Source organism: Thioalkalivibrio sulfidiphilus (assembly GCF_000377945.1).
GTDB lineage: Bacteria > Pseudomonadota > Gammaproteobacteria > Ectothiorhodospirales > Ectothiorhodospiraceae > Thioalkalivibrio_A > Thioalkalivibrio_A sulfidiphilus_A.
In genome coordinates, this window is sequence record NZ_KB898947.1 from 23,432 (window position 1) to 41,422 (window position 17,991).

Annotated in this window: 19 protein-coding genes; 8 read left to right on the plus strand and 11 right to left on the minus strand. The window is 59.8% G+C overall.

From position 1 onward, the window contains the following. The 4 genes from D580_RS0111230 to D580_RS0111245 all read right to left on the minus strand — a co-directional run bounded on the left by D580_RS0111230 (position 1) and on the right by D580_RS0111245 (position 3,429). On the minus strand, positions 1-855 hold the full coding sequence (locus D580_RS0111230) for a phosphate/phosphite/phosphonate ABC transporter substrate-binding protein (protein WP_018954479.1): 855 nt from the start codon (positions 853-855) through the stop codon (positions 1-3). Between the two features lie 212 nt (positions 856-1,067). Further along, complete coding sequence (locus tag D580_RS0111235; RefSeq protein ID WP_018954480.1) at positions 1,068-1,781, minus strand: MBL fold metallo-hydrolase; 714 nt, start codon at positions 1,779-1,781, stop codon at positions 1,068-1,070. Between the two features lie 98 nt (positions 1,782-1,879). Further along, complete coding sequence (locus tag D580_RS0111240) at positions 1,880-2,083, minus strand: YgaP family membrane protein (RefSeq protein WP_018954481.1); 204 nt, start codon at positions 2,081-2,083, stop codon at positions 1,880-1,882. A 50-nt stretch (positions 2,084-2,133) separates the two neighbouring features. Next, entirely contained in the window at positions 2,134-3,429 is a 1,296-nt protein-coding gene (locus D580_RS0111245; RefSeq protein WP_018954482.1) for a citrate synthase, read from the minus strand. Positions 3,430-3,789: 360 nt separating this feature from the next. On the opposite strand from D580_RS0111245, the gene D580_RS0111250 reads away from it, so the two are divergent. Next, entirely contained in the window at positions 3,790-4,422 is a 633-nt protein-coding gene (locus tag D580_RS0111250; protein WP_018954483.1) for a hypothetical protein, read from the plus strand. 102 nt (positions 4,423-4,524) lie between these two features. Here the strand turns inward: D580_RS0111250 and D580_RS0111255 are convergent, their stop codons facing one another. Then, complete coding sequence (locus D580_RS0111255; protein ID WP_018954484.1) at positions 4,525-5,859, minus strand: capsule biosynthesis protein; 1,335 nt, start codon at positions 5,857-5,859, stop codon at positions 4,525-4,527. Positions 5,860-5,879: 20 nt separating this feature from the next. Between D580_RS0111255 and D580_RS16995 the strand changes: the two genes are divergently transcribed. Further along, positions 5,880-6,014 carry a hypothetical protein gene (locus D580_RS16995; RefSeq protein ID WP_269208102.1) on the plus strand — a complete coding sequence of 45 codons (135 nt, stop codon included), beginning with the start codon at positions 5,880-5,882 and terminating at the stop codon, positions 6,012-6,014. Positions 6,015-6,169: 155 nt separating this feature from the next. Here the strand turns inward: D580_RS16995 and D580_RS0111260 are convergent, their stop codons facing one another. Genes D580_RS0111260 through D580_RS15860 form a run of 5 tightly spaced genes read right to left on the minus strand, consistent with a single transcriptional unit; the run spans position 6,170 to position 10,717 of the window. Next, positions 6,170-7,252: a chain-length determining protein gene (locus D580_RS0111260; protein ID WP_018954485.1), complete on the minus strand. Its 1,083-nt coding sequence runs from the start codon at positions 7,250-7,252 to the stop codon at positions 6,170-6,172. Next, a complete protein-coding gene (locus tag D580_RS0111265) occupies positions 7,252-7,914 on the minus strand; it encodes an ABC transporter ATP-binding protein (protein WP_018954486.1) in 663 nt (220 codons plus the stop codon). The genes D580_RS0111260 and D580_RS0111265 overlap by 1 nt, the downstream gene beginning before the upstream one ends. Beyond that, positions 7,911-8,690, minus strand: a complete 780-nt coding sequence (locus D580_RS0111270) for an ABC transporter permease (protein ID WP_018954487.1) — start codon at positions 8,688-8,690, stop codon at positions 7,911-7,913. The genes D580_RS0111265 and D580_RS0111270 overlap by 4 nt, the downstream gene beginning before the upstream one ends. Before the next feature lie 15 nt (positions 8,691-8,705). Continuing rightward, complete coding sequence (locus D580_RS0111275) at positions 8,706-10,403, minus strand: polysaccharide biosynthesis/export family protein (protein ID WP_026289923.1); 1,698 nt, start codon at positions 10,401-10,403, stop codon at positions 8,706-8,708. Continuing rightward, complete coding sequence (locus D580_RS15860; protein ID WP_231363544.1) at positions 10,403-10,717, minus strand: DVU3141 family protein; 315 nt, start codon at positions 10,715-10,717, stop codon at positions 10,403-10,405. Before D580_RS15860 ends, D580_RS0111275 begins: the two co-directional genes overlap by 1 nt. 610 nt (positions 10,718-11,327) lie before the next feature. On the opposite strand from D580_RS15860, the gene rfbC reads away from it, so the two are divergent. From rfbC to D580_RS15480, 6 genes are all read left to right on the plus strand, one after another. Further along, a complete protein-coding gene (gene rfbC, locus D580_RS0111285; RefSeq protein WP_026289924.1) occupies positions 11,328-11,885 on the plus strand; it encodes a dTDP-4-dehydrorhamnose 3,5-epimerase in 558 nt (185 codons plus the stop codon). Next, positions 11,882-12,790, plus strand: a complete 909-nt coding sequence (rfbD, locus tag D580_RS0111290; RefSeq protein ID WP_018954491.1) for a dTDP-4-dehydrorhamnose reductase — start codon at positions 11,882-11,884, stop codon at positions 12,788-12,790. The genes rfbC and rfbD overlap by 4 nt, the downstream gene beginning before the upstream one ends. Beyond that, positions 12,787-13,920 carry a dTDP-glucose 4,6-dehydratase gene (gene rfbB, locus D580_RS0111295; protein WP_018954492.1) on the plus strand — a complete coding sequence of 378 codons (1,134 nt, stop codon included), beginning with the start codon at positions 12,787-12,789 and terminating at the stop codon, positions 13,918-13,920. The genes rfbD and rfbB overlap by 4 nt, the downstream gene beginning before the upstream one ends. A gap of 31 nt (positions 13,921-13,951) precedes the next feature. Beyond that, entirely contained in the window at positions 13,952-14,314 is a 363-nt protein-coding gene (locus tag D580_RS0111300) for a four helix bundle protein (protein WP_018954493.1), read from the plus strand. Positions 14,315-14,384: 70 nt separating this feature from the next. Continuing rightward, positions 14,385-15,317, plus strand: coding sequence for a glucose-1-phosphate thymidylyltransferase RfbA (rfbA, locus tag D580_RS0111305; protein WP_051081801.1), 933 nt, complete (start codon positions 14,385-14,387; stop codon positions 15,315-15,317). 66 nt (positions 15,318-15,383) lie between these two features. Then, on the plus strand, positions 15,384-17,747 hold the full coding sequence (locus D580_RS15480; RefSeq protein WP_155999828.1) for a glycosyltransferase: 2,364 nt from the start codon (positions 15,384-15,386) through the stop codon (positions 17,745-17,747). On the opposite strand, the gene D580_RS0111315 is transcribed toward D580_RS15480, so the two are convergent. Next, on the minus strand, positions 17,719-17,991 hold a 273-nt coding region (locus D580_RS0111315), incomplete at its 5' end, for an ISL3 family transposase (protein ID WP_018954497.1). The two genes, D580_RS15480 and D580_RS0111315, sit on opposite strands and share 29 nt — an antisense overlap.

Here is a 17,991-nt window from a genome sequence, read left to right on the forward strand (position 1 = left end):
TCAGGGCTCGGGACTCGCGGGGCTCAGGTACTGGCGTGCACGGGGCAGGATGGCCCGGAAGGGTTCATAGTCCTCGGCGCTCGCGGGCTTGTAGCCCGCGTAGATCATCACCCGCAGCACGTCGCTGCCGTCTTCGCGATCGGTCATGCCGATCAGGGTTTCCCGCAGCGCCTCGCGCAGGGGCTCGGCCAGGTCTTTGCGGGCCAGAATGCCGACGCCGGGGAAGGACGGGGTCTCGTCCAGGATCCGCACCGCAACGCCCCGGTTGATTTCCATGCGTGCCACGTTGATGGACACCGCGGCGGCATCCACCAGGCCGCTGGCAATGGCGTGGATGGCGGCGTTGTGGCTGGGGAAGGGGACGAAAGCCGGGGTGGGTGCCTGGTCTCCCAGTATCTTGAGCAGGTGGTCCTCCCCCACGAGGGTGATCAGTGCCTCCGGGGGCGGCGTGCCGATGCGCCGGCCGGCCAGGGCGCTGAGGTCGGTGGCGGGGTCGTACCGGCCCACCAGGTAGACGGTGGACAGGTCCTCCTTGTAGGCCGCCAGCAGCTGGTAGTGGCCGCTGTCCAGGGCGATGGGCACGAAATGGGGTGCGGTCAGCAACAGGTGGTAGTCACCGGCCTCGATGCGCTGCACATGCACGGAAAAATCCCGTGCCGTCTCCAGTACGAACTGGGTGCCCAGCTGCAGGTTGAGGTAGTCCCGCAGGGGGGCGAAACGCTCGAACAGGGCCACGGGGCTGGCGAAGGGCAGCAGTCCGAACTTGAGGGTGGGCTGCTGGGTATCCGGGGCTGCCTGCGCCTGTGTGGCAGCCAGCGGCAGGAACAGTGTGAGCCACAAGGCCGTGATCAACATCCATCTGCCAGGAAATCGGCGCGGGCGGACTGCTGCCGGGCTATACGGTCCGTGTGTATGCGAAAACATCGGTGTCCTCCGGGAATTTGGGGATATTATGCCTTGCCGCGTCCCGGGTATCGGGCACGGCTGGCGGCGATTTCCCCTCACCCGTCGATGTATGCCTTATATCCTTGTGTATGCCCGAATGGGCAATCGGTCAAGTGATTTGCTCAGGCTTTGTGATGGGCGTGACTGCAGGGTTCGGCCCGGTAGGGGGTGTGGCGGATCCGGTCATGATCCACCATGCGGTAGCGGATGAACTTATCCACTTCGGTGAAGCACATGAAGGGATTGCCCTCGGCCTGCTCCGCCAGGGTGGAGGTGGGATTCTCTGCGTAGTTGTGGCCCGGGTGGATCAGGGTGTCGGCGGGCAGGTCGTCGCGGATGCGCTTGAGGGTCTGGAACATCTGTTCCGGGTCGCCGCCCTTGAGATCGCAGCGCCCGCAGCCGAACACGAACAGGGTGTCGCCGGTGATCAGGTCCCGGTCGATGCGATAGCAGGCGGAGCCGGGGGTGTGTCCCGGGGTGTGCAGGATGTCGATCTCGGTCTCGCCGATGCGGATGCGGTCGCCCCCGTGGTGCAGTTCGGGGCGGGCGAGCTGCTGGCCCCAGAACTGGGCCTCGGGCTTGAGCAGGTGGATACGCGCGTCATGGCGCTCCAGTACCTCGCCGATGCCGTTGATGTGGTCGTGGTGGCTGTGGGTGAGCAGGATGTCGGTGATGCGTACCCCGAGCCGTTCGGCCAGGGCCTCCACCTCGGGCACATCCCAGGCGGGATCCACCACCGCAGCGGTGTCCGTGGCGTGGTCATGGATCAGGTAGATGAAGTTCTCCATGGGCCCCAGTTCCAGGGCGTGGATGCTATAGGGGGTGTCTTTGTGCATGGGGAACTCCTTGAGTAGGGCTCAAGGGACCCGGACCGGCAGGGCGCCGGTCCGGGGTGCAAACCGCCCGGCAAGCCGGGCATTGCCGCACCCGCTGATCAGCCGAAGGCCTGGCCGGGGGTCACGCCCAGCTTCTTCAGGATGATGGCCAGGGGGCAGAAGCCGGTGAAGGCGGACTGCAGCAGGTTGAAGCCCACGAATGCGGTGAACCACAGCCAGTAGATGCTGTGCAGCTGGGACAGGGCCAGGGTCACCAGGATCACGGTGCCGGCAAAGGCCATAACGAAACGGTCGATGGTCATGATGCGAAAGCCTCCTTTCAATATTAGATTTTTCTAATTTACATCCAAACTCACCGTTGCTCAATGGGCACGTATTCCCGGGGCGCGCTGCCCACGTAGAGCTGGCGCGGGCGGCCGATGCGCGACTCGGGGTCGTCCATCATTTCGTTCCAGTGGGAGATCCAGCCCACGGTGCGGGCCAGGGCGAAGATCACCGTGAACATGTTCAGGGGAATGCCCATGGCGCGCAAGATGATGCCGGAATAGAAGTCCACGTTGGGATAGAGCTTGCGCTCCACGAAGTACTCGTCCTCGGTGGCGATGCGTTCCAGCTCCAGGGCCACGTCGAACAGGGGCTGGTTTTCGGTGCCCAGTTCCGCCAGCAGTTCGTGGCACATCTTGCGGATGATCTTGGCGCGCGGGTCGTAGTTCTTGTACACCCGGTGGCCGAAGCCCATGAGCCGGAAGGGGTCGTCCTTGTCCTTGGCGCGCTTGACGTACTGGTTCACGTCGCCGGTCCTGGCGATCTCCTCGAGCATGTTGATCACCTTCTCGTTGGCACCGCCGTGCAGCGGCCCCCACAGGGAGGCGATGCCGGCTGAGACCGCGGCGAGGGGATTGGCCTCGGAGCTGCCTGAGAGGCGCACCGTGGAGGTGGAGGCATTCTGCTCGTGGTCGGCGTGCAGGATCAGGATCAGGTCCAGGGCGCGCACGAAGATCGGGTTGGGTTTGTATTCCTCCGTGGGCACGCTGAACATCATCTTGAGGAAGTTCTCCGTGTAGCCCATGTTGTTGTCCGGGTACTGGAAGGGCTGTCCGGTGGCGTACTTGTAGGACCAGGCGGCGATGGTGGGCATCTTGGAGATGAGCCGATGGGCGGAGATCTCCCGGTGCCTTGGGTTATGGACGTCTGTGTTGTCGTGGTAGAAGGCCGACAACGCGCCCACCACGCCCACCATGATGGCCATGGGGTGCGCATCGTGGCGGAAACCGCCGTAGAAGCGGCGGATCGCCTCGTGGAGCATGGAGTGCTCCTTGATGATGCGCGAGAACTTGCTCAGTTCATCCGAGCTGGGCAGGTTGCCGTAGAGCAGCAGGTGGCAGGTCTCCAGATAGGTGCTGTGCTCGGCCAGCTGCTCGATGGGATAGCCCCGGTACATGAGCACGCCCTCATCACCGTCGATGTAGGTGATGGCGCTGGAGCAGCTGGCGGTGGACATGAAGCCCGGGTCGTAGGTGAAGTAGCCCAGTTCCTTGTACAGCGTGCGGATATCGATGGCCGCCGGGCCGTGCTGTCCCTCGTGGACCGGGAGCTCGATCTGTTTGCCCGTGGCGTTATCGGTGAGGGTGACGGTGCGGGGTTTCATGCGGGCTCCTCGTGGTTCGGTGGGCCTTATGTCAAAGCAACATGATATATTAAATCCCGTTCCCCATGCCTGTAGCCGATAACAGGTCTTTCGGCCTGTGTGCTGGCCGGATGGGGATATCCGTGTCGTCGGGTAACGCTGACAATCCCAAGTCGTAGGATGGGCAAAGCGAGAGCGTGCCCATGCCGACCACGGCCCGATGGGTGCGCTGCGCTTCACCCAACCTACGACAGGTGTGGTTTTACAGCCCGTTTCGTGCACGATTCAAGCATTGCGCCCACCAGAACAATGAAATGCTCGGCTTCTGTTGTCGCACAGTGATCATAATAATTAAGTAAATACAAAAGCTTATATTCAAGAATGCGGACAATAGAACGAACTCTGGCCATCTTCATCCTAGCCACTGTCCTTGCCACCCACGCCCATGCCCTCGAAGGCAATCCCAAGGCCATCTCGCTCTACTGGGGGCAGGGCGTGGATTCGGATTTGCTGCAGCTGCCGGGCGATTTTCTTAACAACGACTTGGTCTATGAAGCCAGCTATCTCACCGCCCTGAGTTATCTCCAGCCGCTTCCAACGCCAGCACCCGTGCAATCCGTGTTTGACTGGCTCTATCTGCCGGGCACCCAGACAGGGCTTGAGGGCATCCTGGTCAAACACTTCGGACTGCAGGAGAACTGGGAAGTCGATCTTGCCTACTTCCTGCAATTCAGGGGATGGGATCTGGGCCCCATCAGCGCCAGGCCCGGATTTGCCATAGGCCTGTCCTATGCCTTCGGTACGCCCAGTTACGAAGATGGCCCAATCGATGATCCAGATCGCCGCTATAAATTTCAGAGCTTTCAGGCCTATGAGATCGAGTGGAGTGCACGGCAAAGTGCGCGACTCGCGCTGTTTACACGCGTACACCATCGGTCCGGGATCTATGGGGTGATTGCCCCGCGCCGGGTGGGATCAAACTTCGTCACCGCGGGGATTCGCTTTGCATTGTGAAGCCATCAGGTCAGATGGCTGCGCTTCGCTTCACCCATCCTACGGAGCCTTTGTAGGATGGGCAAAGCGCAGCGTGCCCATGAAGAACCATGATCCAAGCGCTTAAAGCCGCGCCTTTTTAACCATTTCTATCTTGACGTCCACAGATCCTTCGAAATTGTTATCCTTACCCCACTGCACCGGTTCCCAGATGATCGCCGTCGGGGTATCAACGCCGGGAAGCCGCCGGTAGAAACTGCCATCCAGCTGGTTGTTCAGGAGTAACCAATTCCTGAACTGATGGTAGAACCCCAGATCCACCTCGCCTGGATCCCGCCAGAATTGCTCCAAAGGCTGTTCGCTCACGAGTCCCGGGATGTCGTAAAAGGCTGTTCCCAGAATCTTCACGGGCACACCATGCTGAAGCGCAGAAAGTCCAGTCGTGCTGTTCACGCACACCATGCCGCGGGCATGATCCAGCAGTCTGGGCATGGGGATGCCATGGACATAGATCAGCCGGTCACCAAGGCCGGTCTTGCACCGAAGCCGCCTGAACAGGCGATGGTAATCAGTGTAGGCCCTGTCCATAGGGTGGTGTTTGAACACCAGAGAGTCTTCAGCAGAGGCGTGTTTGGCAAAGGATTGCGCGATCTCCTCAATGAATTCCTCGACGCTGTTGTACTGCGACCAGTGCACGATCTGAGCGTCGTCATGTACCTGCAAAGGCACCAGGAAATAGCGTCCAGAAAGAGGGCCGCTGAGCAGACGGGCAAGGGGGGTCTGTCTGTATGTCAGCCAGCGCCATCGCAGCGCTCCCCAACTCCAGGCCCACCCCTGGTAAAGGGCGTTGACCTTGCGGTGGTGCTGATAGTGGGGATAGCGCCACGCGAACAGGGTCATGGCAACGTGATACACAATGGCGTAGACAATCGCGTGGTAGAAGCCTGTGGGTCGTCGAGCTGTCTCTTGAAGAGGTTTCGACGGTAGGCTATTGAAAACGACCGGATTGCGGGGCGTCGAAGAATGGCCGTTTACCCCGTTGCGTTCCAGTGTCAGGTAGTTGGGTCTGAGATAGCCTTCCTCGAAGACGTACAGTTCTATGCCAAGCCCGTCGCATAGCTCCCGCATAGGCTTGTGGTAAATACGTTGATCGCCGAACAGGACGATTGCATCAACCTCATGCCTTTGCACGAAATCAGAAACATAGTCGGTCCAGCCCGTCACATCACCACGGTAGGCGTAACAATTGTCACCGTGGAAGAACAGGGCATCCCCTGCATTGAGATTGATCTTGCTGACACGTCCGCCGTTGAGTCGGATCTCCTGGGCCAGGCGTCTGAAGAACGGGCCCATGGGGCCCTGGAGCAACAGAAAATGGCGTCCTGCGAAATCTTTATGCATGTGTCTTATTTGGGCCATGATGGGTGCGCCGCGCTTCACCCATCCTACGATGATCATGACATTCAGCAGTGAGTAGGATGGGCAAAGCGAAGCGTGCCCATGCCGTTCCAGACCTGATGGGTGCGCTACGCTTCACCCATCCTACGGACTTCACCCGTCCCTCGCCCGTAGGATGGGCAAAGCGCAGCGTGCCCATGCCGTTCCAGGCCTGATGGGTGCGCTGCGCTTCACCCATCCTACGGACTTCACCCATCTCTCGCCCGTAGCCCGTAGGATGGGCAAAGCGCAGCGTGCCCATGCCGTTCGAGACCTGATGGGTGCGCTACGCTTCACCCATCCTACGATGTTGGTCATCCTTCACCCGCCCCTAATCCCTGTGATCCCTGACAATAGCCGCCAACAGGTGCGCGATCAGCCCCGCCAGCAGGGCGAGGATGGTAAACACCGTGATGTTGTACACTCTCCTTGGCTCGGTGGGATACTCCGGATGCGTCGGTTCCTGTAGCACAGCAATCTGTTTCAAGGAGCGGGCCGCCTCGACTCGAGTGTTCTCCAGTGCAGCAAGCGCATTCGCATACATGTCACGGGCAAACTCCACCTGTAGATTGAGGGTCTCATATTCGGCCGAGAGCAGATTCAGCGTGTCTCCTGTTTGCGCGGCCAGTCGTGCCCGTTCGATGCTGATCTGGTTGCGAACGGCCTCGATCTCGTTACGCAGACTGACCATCTCGGGAGAACGTTCACTCTGGGAGGCGCCCAGCGCGGTCCGTCGCGCGTTAAGTCTGGCAAGTTCTCCCTCAAGGCTCGCGATCACGGCGCTGATGCTCTCCACGGTGGCCGTCGGTGAGACCAGTCCCATTTCATTCTGATAATCCAGCAGGGCATCGCGAGCTTTTGCCAGGCGCACACTGAGTTCGTCCACCTGGGCCTCAATGAATTTGACCTGCTCGGCGGCCAACCGCTGGGCCATCCGGTTCATGTGCAGTTCACCTTCCCGCAAAAGCAGCACCACGATCGCCTGGGCGATCTCTGGATCATAGGCCTCCGCCTTCACCCGCAGGACCTGCGCATATTCGTCCAAATCCACAGAGACCCGCCGCAGGTAATAGCGATGAAAATCCTCCATGGGCACGTCTGCAACAGCCAAGCGCGACAGCCTGTCGATATGGCGCTGCGAATAGTGGTTGCGTAGATCCAGGGCGGCATCAAGCCTGCGTAGCATGTCCACAGACTGCAGGTGATCCCTCAGGATCAGAAGCTCATTGGAGCCGGCGCCACTCAGTATGGCTGCAATACCCACACCCGGTGTGGAGATCTGAGCGCTTTGCATCACGACGTTGGCCTGGGACACATAGCGATGGCTGGCGATAAACGCCCAGTACACACTGCTCAGCAGGATCGCCACCAGCGCCACGAGCCAGTAGGGATGTTTCTTCAAAAGGGTTTTCATCACTTTTCAATACTCTCGTGGTAGGCGTTCAGCGCATCGTTGATGTCGTCGAACCAGACTGCTTCGCCCTTGTCGAGCCAGAGGCCGGCTTGGCAGAGATCCTTCAGGATCCCCTCGCTGTGAGACACCATGATCAGACTGGCCCTGCTCACGCGATCCTTGAACGCCTTTTTGGCCTTTTCCTTGAAGGCCTTGTCGCCCACGGCCGTTGCCTCGTCCGAGAGGTAGACGTCGAAATCAAAAGCCAGGGACAGACCGAACGCCAGCCGGCTGCGCATGCCGCTGGAATAGGTCTTCACCGGTTCGTCGAAGGCCTTGCCGATCTCGGCGAAGTCCTCCACAAAACGCATCACTTCATCGATGCTGGATTCATTGCCATGAACTCGCGCAACGAATTTCACATTCTGGCGCCCCGTCATGGAACCTTGGAAGGCGCCGGTAAGTCCGATGGGCCAGGAAACCCGGCACTTGCGAACGATCTCACCCCGGTCCGGATAGTCCATGCCGCCGATCAGTCTCAGCAGCGTGGATTTCCCGGCACCGTTGCGTCCTAACAGGCCGACACTCACCCCCTTGGGCAGGGTGAAGTTGATGCCTTTCAACACCCAGTCGCTGCCGTGATGGTTGTGGTAGCGCTTGTAGACGTTGTGAACCTCGATCATTGGGCCTTCAGTCTCATGTCAAAGCGCAGGTGCAGGGCGAGGCCCAGCGCGATCATGCTCAGGCTCCATAGCCAGAGGTAGGTCAGGTCGATGCCCGGCAGGGACTTGTACCCCTCGAAGAAACTGAGCCTCAGGCTCTCAAGCCCGTGTACCACCGGGTTGTAGATCAGATACTGACGTATCTGATAAGGCAGAGTCTGCAGCGGGATGATCGCGCCCGAGAGCAGGAACATGGGCAGCATCAGCATGCGCACCAGCCTTCCCACCTCGGGTACCAGGGCGCCCACCACGGAGACCACCAGGCCCGCGCCGAGTCCCAGCAACCAGATGGATATCCAGACAAACATCGCCCCGAGGGGATCGGAGGGCAGGATGTCGTAACCGAGAAGGGCCACACCAGCAATCAGGATGAACAGCACCAGGGTCTTGAGCAGCCCCTCTAGCACGTTTCGCACCAGCACCGGATCCACGGGTTTGACCTGCCGGTAAGCAAACAAGCCGCGATTGGCCTCGACGGCCCCCAGAGACCGCAGCACGCCCTCCCGGAACAGGAAGAAGGCCACCAATCCCACGACCAGCCAGGGGATCCATTCAGCGCCCACAATCAGGCGCAGGCGTCCCAAAAGCTCCCTGACCAGCACCATGATCACCACAAAGGCGATCGGTTCAGCCAGCATCCAGAACCAGGCAAAGCGGTCACCCGTGGTCCGCGCCAGGGCCTCGCGCATGAACGTGGCGTGCCAGACGGATCGGGTGACTTCCCAGTGGGTGCGCATCAGGCCTTCGCGGGGCTAGATATTGAGCGCGACCCGGGCCGCCACCGCAATGTGATACATGATCTGCGCCAAGGTGGAGGCCAATTGCAGGTTCTTGGTCGGCACCACCGGCAGTACCAGGATCTCATCACCCGGACGAAGCTCGACCTCGCTGGCCGCGACCACCTCACCGTTCTGCCGCACCACCAGGATGTTGCGCTCGTCGGCCCGATCCGTGAAACCGCCGGCGCGCCGGATGTAGTCCTCAGCCCGTTGGCCGGCCACGTAGATCATGGCCTGGGGTACCAGCACCTCGCCGCTGATCAGCAGCGAATCGGACTGGCTGGGGATGGTGATGATGTCGCCATCCTGCAGCCGGATGTTGCTGATCTGGCCCTGATGTGCGACCACCATGCGTCCCGTGGGTACGACCTGTCGGGCCCGCTGCACGAAATTCTGGATGAGTTCTGCCTCGGCCGCACGAATGGCCGCTTCTTCCGCGGTCGCGGACGAGGCACCCAGATAGGCGGTCTCAAGCCGCCTCAGGCTGTCTTCCAGGGACTGGCGCTGGCGTTCGGCGACACTGAGTCGCTTGATGGACACGCTGCGGACTTCAGCGAGTTCCGGATTGACCGGGATGCTGTCCAGCAGATCCAGGAGTCGGGCGTCCCGGGGCAGGGCGAAGCGTGAGGGACCCTCGTAGATGCCTTCGAGCTCCACGACGATGGTGTCTGCCCGCTGGTCTGCGGAAAAGACGATCTCATCCCCCGCGTTCAGCGCCTCGGTGCGAAAGGCGGTTATGGGCAGGTAGACGGAGAAGGGACCTGTCTCCCTGACGCCCCGCACCAGGGCATGGGAAACGCCGGGGATGGTCTGCACCCATTGCAGCAGATCCTGGCCGCTGCGTGGTGCCGTATCCAGTTCATAGCGATAGGGCTGTGACACATCCCCTGTGACAGTGACCATGGGCCCGCGCGGACCCACGACAAGGGTATCGCCCTCCTCGAACTGGGGTCTGGGGATCTCGCCACTCAGCAGGAATGGGTAGAGGTCGACCGTGGCAATGGTTCGTCCGCCCCGCAGGATGCGGATATCACGAAAGCTGCCAGAGGCGACATCAATGCCTGAAGCCTGGTCAAGGAAATACAACAGCGAGTCGCTGGGGACGCCCGCATACAGCCCCGGGCTGTTGACGAAGCCAGTGACGAACACCGCGACAGGCTGCACCCCCTGCAGGTTGGTGTACACGGAAACGTTGTCACGGAAGACCCGCCGGATGGCTGATTCGACGCGGCCGTTCAGTTCAGCCGCCGAGGTGCCCTGGACCTGCACGGGGCCTACTTGGGGGATGAAGATGTTGCCCTGGGCGTCCACCGGAAGCACCCGCTCCATGGCGACCGCCCCCCAGGTGCGCAGCGTGATCTGATCCCCGGGCATGATCCGATAGGCCGGGTTAATCCCCGAGCTGCGAATGCCTCTGAAGCCACCCCTGAACAGATTTGCGCCAAAGGGAGGGATTTCATCGGCGTGCAGTCGCTGGTGGTCCACCGGGCCGTAGGTGCCCGTGCGCCGTTCCAGGGAGGGCTGCGGTTCCAAGGCATCTCGAATTGGTTCCGCCTGTTGTTCCCTCGGGATGTCTCCCATGCCCGTAATGGCTTGTGCCTGGACGACAACCGGCAGAGAGATCAACAAAAGGGCACAGAACAGCCCTGTCAAACAGCGTGAACGAGCCATCAGTGGAATCCCCCCTCAACAGGCAGATTTCCGAAGGCCGGTCGTCCACCCTGGTGCAGCAACCTGACGGGTTCCCAGGAGCCGTCCCTGCGTTGGCAGACCAGTGCCGGGCGGTGCATGCCCTCAGTCTCAGCCGTGATGCCACGGCAGATGCGGCCGCTGGCAGCATGATAGGGTTCGTGCAACACGAGCGTTACGTCCCGGCCCCAGGGGCTCTGGTCCAGCCGGGCAACACTGCCTGCCGGTGCCTCGAACAGCATGGATTGGAAGGCATCTGGAAAATGCACTGCGACGACATGATTGCTGCTGTTCATGGGGGCAGCTGGGATGGTGGTGCACCCGGAAACAAGCGCGATGATGGTCAAGATCAACAGGGTAAGGGCGTGAGCATTCACGTGAGAGGGCAATCCTTTCGGGTGAGCGGATCCAGAGGGAGCGTTGATCAATGCAGGGCGTCCAGCGTTGATGGTTCAATAAGCGCAGTTTATGGCTTTGGGTGGGGTGGTCGTGTTATTCCCCGCAGATGGCACGGATGTTAGCAAGGCACCCGATTCAGGTCTACGAGACGCGATACTCGCCCCCCCAATGCCTCAGCAAGCTGGCGCAACAAGGCTCGCAGGCGCTACGTGCGGCTTGGAGCAGTGGAATAAACATCTGGATTCTACCCTGTCATTCGTGTAAAAATCACCGACACTCAAGTCTGCCTAACCCCATCACGTGGGGTGTATTCAGACTCTAAGTATTAGAAATCCATAAATTATTTATATTGCTTGGCCGGATAATCTGTAGTGGTTTTTGGCTCCAGCTATGGCTATCTTTGCCGAGAGTGTGATGTAGGCCACACTCACCATTGATAGAGATTTTAAGAATCGACGGATTTGATTCGGGGAATCCTGTTTCAGATCTTCAGGCATGAAGATTGATATGGAAGTTTCAAAAACCCCTATAGATGGCGTGCTGGTGATTGAGCCCAAGGTATTCGGCGACCATCGCGGCTACTTCACCGAGCTCTGGAATCAGTCACGCTATACCAAGATCGGCCTGTTCGAGCAATTCGTGCAGGACAACCTCTCCTATTCGCGCAAGGGTGTGCTGCGCGGTCTGCATTTCCAGAATCCCAACCCCCAAGGCAAGCTGGTCTATGTCCTGCAAGGGGAGGTGTTCGACGTGGCTGTTGATATCCGCCTGGGGTCGCCCACCTTCGGTCAGTGGTATGGCGTGACCCTGAGCGCCGAGAACCACCGGCAGTTCTACATTCCACCCGGTCTTGCCCATGGCTTCTGCGTGACCAGCGACGAGGCCCTGTTTGCCTACAAGTGCAGCGATCACTACAACCCCGAGGCCGAGGGTACGCTGCTGTGGGACGATCCGGACATCGGCATCCCCTGGCCCACTGAGGCCCCGCAGCTGGCTGACAAGGACCGGCAAGGCATGCGCCTCAGGGATCTGCCCCAGGACCGACTCGTGCCCTATCGCCCATGAAGCAGATCCTGTTATTCGGTCGCGACGGTCAGGTTGCCTATGAGCTGAGGCGCACGCTGGCAAGCCTAGGACGGGTCACTGTGGCTGCGCGCGATGGCTTGGGCCCGTGCGCAGACCTGGCGGACCCGGACCAGGTCCGCTCTGTCATCCGCGACACCCGGCCGGACATCGTCGTCAACGCGGCCGCCTACACCGCCGTGGATGCGGCGGAAGCCGATGCCGAAACCGCGATGGCCATCAATGGCATCGCGCCCGGGATCATGGCCGAAGAGGCCAGCCAGATCGGCGCATGGCTGATTCATTATTCCACTGACTATGTCTTCGACGGTTCTGCTCTCAGCCCATACCAGGAGACGGATGCCACCGCACCGCTGGGCGTCTACGGTCAGAGCAAACTGGCCGGAGAGCAGGCCATTGCCGCTTCCGGCGTGGCCCACCTGATCCTGCGCACCGCCTGGGTCTACGGCGCCCGTGGGCGCAATTTCCTGGCCACGATCCAGCGCCTGGCGCGGGAAAGGGAACAACTCAGAATCGTCAACGACCAGATCGGCGCCCCCACCTGGAGCCGCAGCATCGCAGAGGCCACCAGCCAGATCCTGGCGCAGGGCGCACTGACCCCGGACTATCTCCGGGCGCACCAGGGCATCTACCACCTGACCTGCCAGGGCCAATGCACCTGGTATGAATTCGCCCGAGCCATTGTCGAGGCCATGGACCCAGCCGAGCGACGCGCGAACGTGATCGAGCCTATCGCCACCGCGGAATTCCCGACGCCGGCCAAGCGCCCGGCCTATTCAGTCCTTTCCAACAAAAAGCTCTCACAGGCCTTCGGCATCACTTTGCCCGACTGGCGCGATGCGCTGTCACTGTGCCTGGAAGACCTTTCCCCTAAGGGACACTCATGAAACTGCTGGTTACAGGCGGCGCCGGATTCATCGGCTCGGCGGTCATCCGCCACCTGATCGCGCACACCGATCATCACGTCCTCAACGTGGACAAGCTCACCTATGCCGGCAACCTGGAATCCCTGGTCTCGGTGTCCGATGACCCCCGGTACCGGTTTGCCCATGTAGACATCTGCGATGCCCAGGCCATGACCGCCTTGTTCGAGGATTTTCGTCCCGATGGGGTGATGCACCTCGCGGCCGAATCCCACGTGGACAGATCCATCGATGGCCCCTCCGCCTTCATCGACACCAACATCGTCGGCACCTACCAGCTCCTGCAGGTGAGCCGCAGTTACTGGAATCAGCTGGATGCCGAGGCCCGCACACGCTTTCGCTTCCACCACATCTCCACCGACGAGGTCTACGGCAGTCTGGGCGAAGAGGGTTTGTTTACCGAAACCACGGCTTATGCCCCCAATTCACCCTATTCCGCCAGCAAGGCAGCCTCGGACCACCTGGTCCGCGCCTGGCACCACACCTATGGCCTGCCCACGATCATCACGAACTGCTCTAACAATTACGGCCCCTACCAGTTCCCGGAAAAACTCATCCCCCTGATGATCCTCAACGCCCTGGACGGAAAGCCCTTGCCCGTCTACGGAGACGGCGGCCAGATCCGCGACTGGCTCTACGTCGACGACCACGCCCGCGCCCTGGTCCACGTGCTGGAGCATGGGCAGGTCGGCGAGGTCTATAACATCGGCGGACACAACGAGAAGCGCAATATTGAGGTGGTTGAGGCACTGTGCCTCATCCTTGATGAGGCGTTAGGGGGCAGGGGCGAGGAGTCAGGAAAGGATGGTCAGGAGTCAGGAGTCAGGAGTCAGGAGGGTAAAACCTCACCCCTCACTCCTCACTCCTCACTCATTACCTTCGTCAAAGATCGCCCGGGCCACGACCGTCGATACGCCATCGACGCCAGCAAGATCGAGTGTGAACTAGGTTGGAAACCCCAGGAAACCTTCGAAACCGGCCTGCGCAAAACGGTACAGTGGTATCTGGACAATGAAACCTGGTGGCGGCGCGTGAGGGATGGAAGCTACAGGGGGGAACGGCTTGGACTTGGGGAGTCAGGAGTTAGGAGTTAGGAGTTAGGAGTTAGGAGTTAGGAGGTGAGGGGTGGCCAGGGAGAGGGCGCATCACGGTTTGTTGGTCTGGCGAGAAGCCATGAATCTGGTAAGGGACGTCTACGACATGACGAGTTGTTTTCCACAGGATGAGAAGTTCGGGCTGATCAGCCAGATGAGACGGGCTGCGGTCTCGGTTCCAGCGAACATCAGCGAGGGCGCGGCTCGTAACAGCGCTAAGGAGTTCATGAACTTCCTCTACATCGCTCGCGGTTCCCTGAGCGAATTGGAAACCGAGTATCTGATTGCCCGAGACCTCGGTTATCCAGTCGAAGGGAAGGCGGTGCAGGCCCGAATCGACAAGACCTTCACCCTCCTCGCAGGCCTCATCCGAAAGCTAAAGGAGAAGAACTAATGTCTCCCTCCCTAACCCCTCACTGCTCACCCTATAACTGGGTCCCGAAGCCCTCAACGGAGAAGGACTAATGTCTTCCCCCCTAACCCCTAACCCCTCACCCCCTAACTCACCTAGAAGGGGCATCATCCTGGCCGGCGGCTCAGGCACGCGCCTCTATCCCATCACCGCAGGCGTTTCCAAGCAGCTACTGCCGGTCTACGACAAGCCCATGATCTACTACCCGCTCAGCACCCTGATGCTTGCGGGTATCCGCGATATCCTCATTATCTCCACGCCCCAGGATACCCCGCGTTTCGAACAGGTACTGGGGGATGGCAGCCAGTGGGGTCTGAGTCTCAGCTACCAGATGCAGCCAAGCCCCGATGGATTGGCGCAGGCCTTTATCCTCGGTGCCGAGTTCATCGATGGGCACTCGAGTGCCCTGGTCCTGGGAGACAATATCTTTCACAGTCAGAGCCTGACCAGGAACCTGAAGTCGATTGCCGTCGATGAACGCGGCGCTACGGTATTCGCTTACCGGGTCAAGGATCCGGAGCGTTATGGCGTTGTGGAGTTTGATGCACAGGGCAGGGCTGTCTCCCTGGAGGAGAAGCCCAGCGTGCCGCGTTCACGATACGCGGTCACCGGTCTTTACTTCTATGACAGCCGTGTCGTGGAGTACGCCCAGACTCTGAAGCCCTCCCGGCGAGGAGAGCTGGAGATCACAGACCTCAATAATATCTACCTCTCCCAGGGTGAACTGAATGTCATCAGCATGGGGCGGGGTGATGCCTGGCTGGATGCCGGTACCCACGAATCCCTGCTCGAGGCCTCCCAGTTCATCGAGACCATCGAACGTCGGCAGGGACTCAAGATCGCCTGTCCCGAAGAGATCGCCTGGCGCAGTGGCTGGATCGATGATGCCCAGCTCAACGCCATTGCAGAGTCCTTTCCCAAGAGCAGTTATGGCCAGTATCTGCGGGAGCTGCTCGTGCTGGATCGCCCTGGTAGCGTGGAGTAGTGCGTGCTAGTCCGCGATCGTATCAAGGCATTGAGAGGATGCGTGCTTCTGGGCCTGCTATGGCTCATGAAGCTGCTTTTCACGTCCTCCGGGTTACGATCTGTCTATCGTTCCCTCTTGGTACACCTTATTAAAAAGACCGAGCTCTTCGATCGGGCTTACTACCTGGAACACCACCACGACGTGGCGCAGGCGGGTATGCTCCCCCTGCGTCATTACGTGTCCCACGGAGACCGTGAAGGGCGCGCGCCCATGGCATTTTTTGACCCGGTCTACTACCGCGCCCATGCCCCCGGACGCACCAAGCAGGTCAATGCTTTGCTGCACTACATCTACGTCGGTCGATACCTGCGCATCTCTCCAAGCCCCTGGTTCGATGTCGACTTCTACCTGTGTGAAAACAAGGACGTTGCGCGATCCGGGATCGATCCTCTGCTGCATTACCTCAAGTGGGGTGGTTTGGAAGGCCGCTCCCCGAGTCCGCAATTCGACGGCGCCTTCTATCTGCGCACCAATCCCGATGTGATGCACGCACGCATGAATCCGCTCATGCACTACCTGTTGGGTGGGCGTACGGATGGTCGTCCAGTACGGCCAGATCCGGAATGCGATCAGGGTGTTGAATCGCTTGAGATCCTGCCGCCCATAGTGCCTGAGCCTGATCAATGGAGAGAGTTGCAACCCCGTGCTGGTGTCAGTGGTGCACGGGTGGACGTTATCGTGCCAGTCTACAAAGGCAAACTTGAAACGCTCGCCTGCCTGTTCAGTGTGCTCGCATCAAAAAACACGACCCCTTATGAGTTGATCGTCATCAACGACGCCAGTCCGGAAGCGGATCTGGTCGCCGAGCTGGAACGATTGGCAGAATCGGGTTTATTCACACTCATCACAAATGACGAGAATCGAGGCTTTGTGAAAACCGTCAATCGGGGGATGGGTCTGCATAATGGCCGTGACGTGGTCCTTCTCAATTCCGACACCGAGGTCTATGACGGCTGGCTTGATCGTTTACACGCGGCTGCCTGTCGGCATCCTCGTACGGGCACCGTCACGCCACTCTCGAACAACGCCACGATCTGCAGCTATCCGAGGTTCCTGCACGATAACCCGTATCCTCTGGAGTTGAGTTACAGAGAGCTGGACGCCTTAGCTGCGAGCATCAACGCCGGGTTCGAAGTCGAAGCGCCCACCGGCGTGGGTTTCTGCATGTACATCAAGCGCGCCTGCCTGGCTGAGGTGGGCCGTTTCGACCAGCAGGCCTTTGGCAAGGGTTATGGCGAGGAAAACGATTTTTGCCAAAGAGCGATCCGCCGCGCCTGGCGCAACGTCATTGCTGCAGATGTCTTCGTCCGCCACTGGGGCTCCACTTCATTTCAGGGGGAAAAGGCCAAGCGGGTCAAGCATGCACTCAAGATACTGGATAAGCGCTACCCCAGCTATAAGAAGGATGTGTCTGAATTCATCCAGAAGGACCCCCTTGCCCCCGCGCGTGAGTGCTTGGATTGGGCACGACTCAAAAGGTTACGGAGAGACAACAACGTACTGATTGTCAGCCACAATCGGGGCGGTGGTACAGAACGCCATGTGCAGGAAGACAGTGCAAGGCTGACGGAGTCTGGTGTCGGCGTGTTCCACATGCGTCCAGCCCGTGAGAACAGCGCCCATGTCTATCTGGGAAGCCCAAATATTAAGTCTGTGCCGAATCTGCCGTCGTTTCCACTCAGGGACCTGAGTGACCTCATGCTTCGCTTGAATCAGCTGGGTATTACTGAGCTTCACACCCACAGCCTCGTTGATTTCGAACCGGAGTCGCCGAAACTGATCCAGCAGTTGGTGCAGGAGATGGGCATACGTTGGGAAGCCAATCTGCACGACTACAAGGTTATCTGCCCACGGATCAATCTCGCAGACACTGAAGGTCGCTACTGCGGTGAGCCTGGAGAAGATGAATGCAATCGTTGTCTGGCTGTGCGTGGCAGTGATTTCGGCGTCAGGGATATTCGACACTGGAGGACGATGCACTGGCAGGCCCTGGAGGCGGCAGATCAGGTGCTTGTACCCGACGAGGATGTCTCGAGTCGCATCGGGCGTTACTTCCCCGGTCTCGAGATGACTGTGTCACCTCATGAAGATGTCGATAGCATTTACAGACATGTAAAACGATCGATTCAGCCAGGTAAAGACGAGCTGCATGTCGTGGTGATCGGCGCCATCGGTAAACTCAAGGGGTATGACGTACTGCTAGCCTGTGCGCGAGACGCCAAAGAACGTGATCTTCCGCTGAGGTTTTCAGTGCTAGGCTACACCATGAATAACGCGGCGCTGATTGCACAGGGGGTACATGTAACCGGTAAGTACAGAGATGATGAGGCGATTCAGAAACTTAATGGGTCTTCGCGGATTAGTGTGGGTCATTTTCTGCATATTTAGGCAGAGGCGGCAGGAAGGCGGCGATGATCTTGAGCTTGAGATACTCTTCGTCGCGATAGCCGTAGGCCCTGCGTTGCAGGACGCGGATCTTGTTATTCAACCCCTCGACCAATCCGAGGCTAACCTTGTTGTTCGGATGACAGTAAGAGGCGATGCCGTCCCAATGACGTTCGATCATGCGCGCGAACTTGCGGTAGGGTTCCAGCCGCTGCCACTTGAGGGCGTCTTGCCAGCGCTCGAAGAA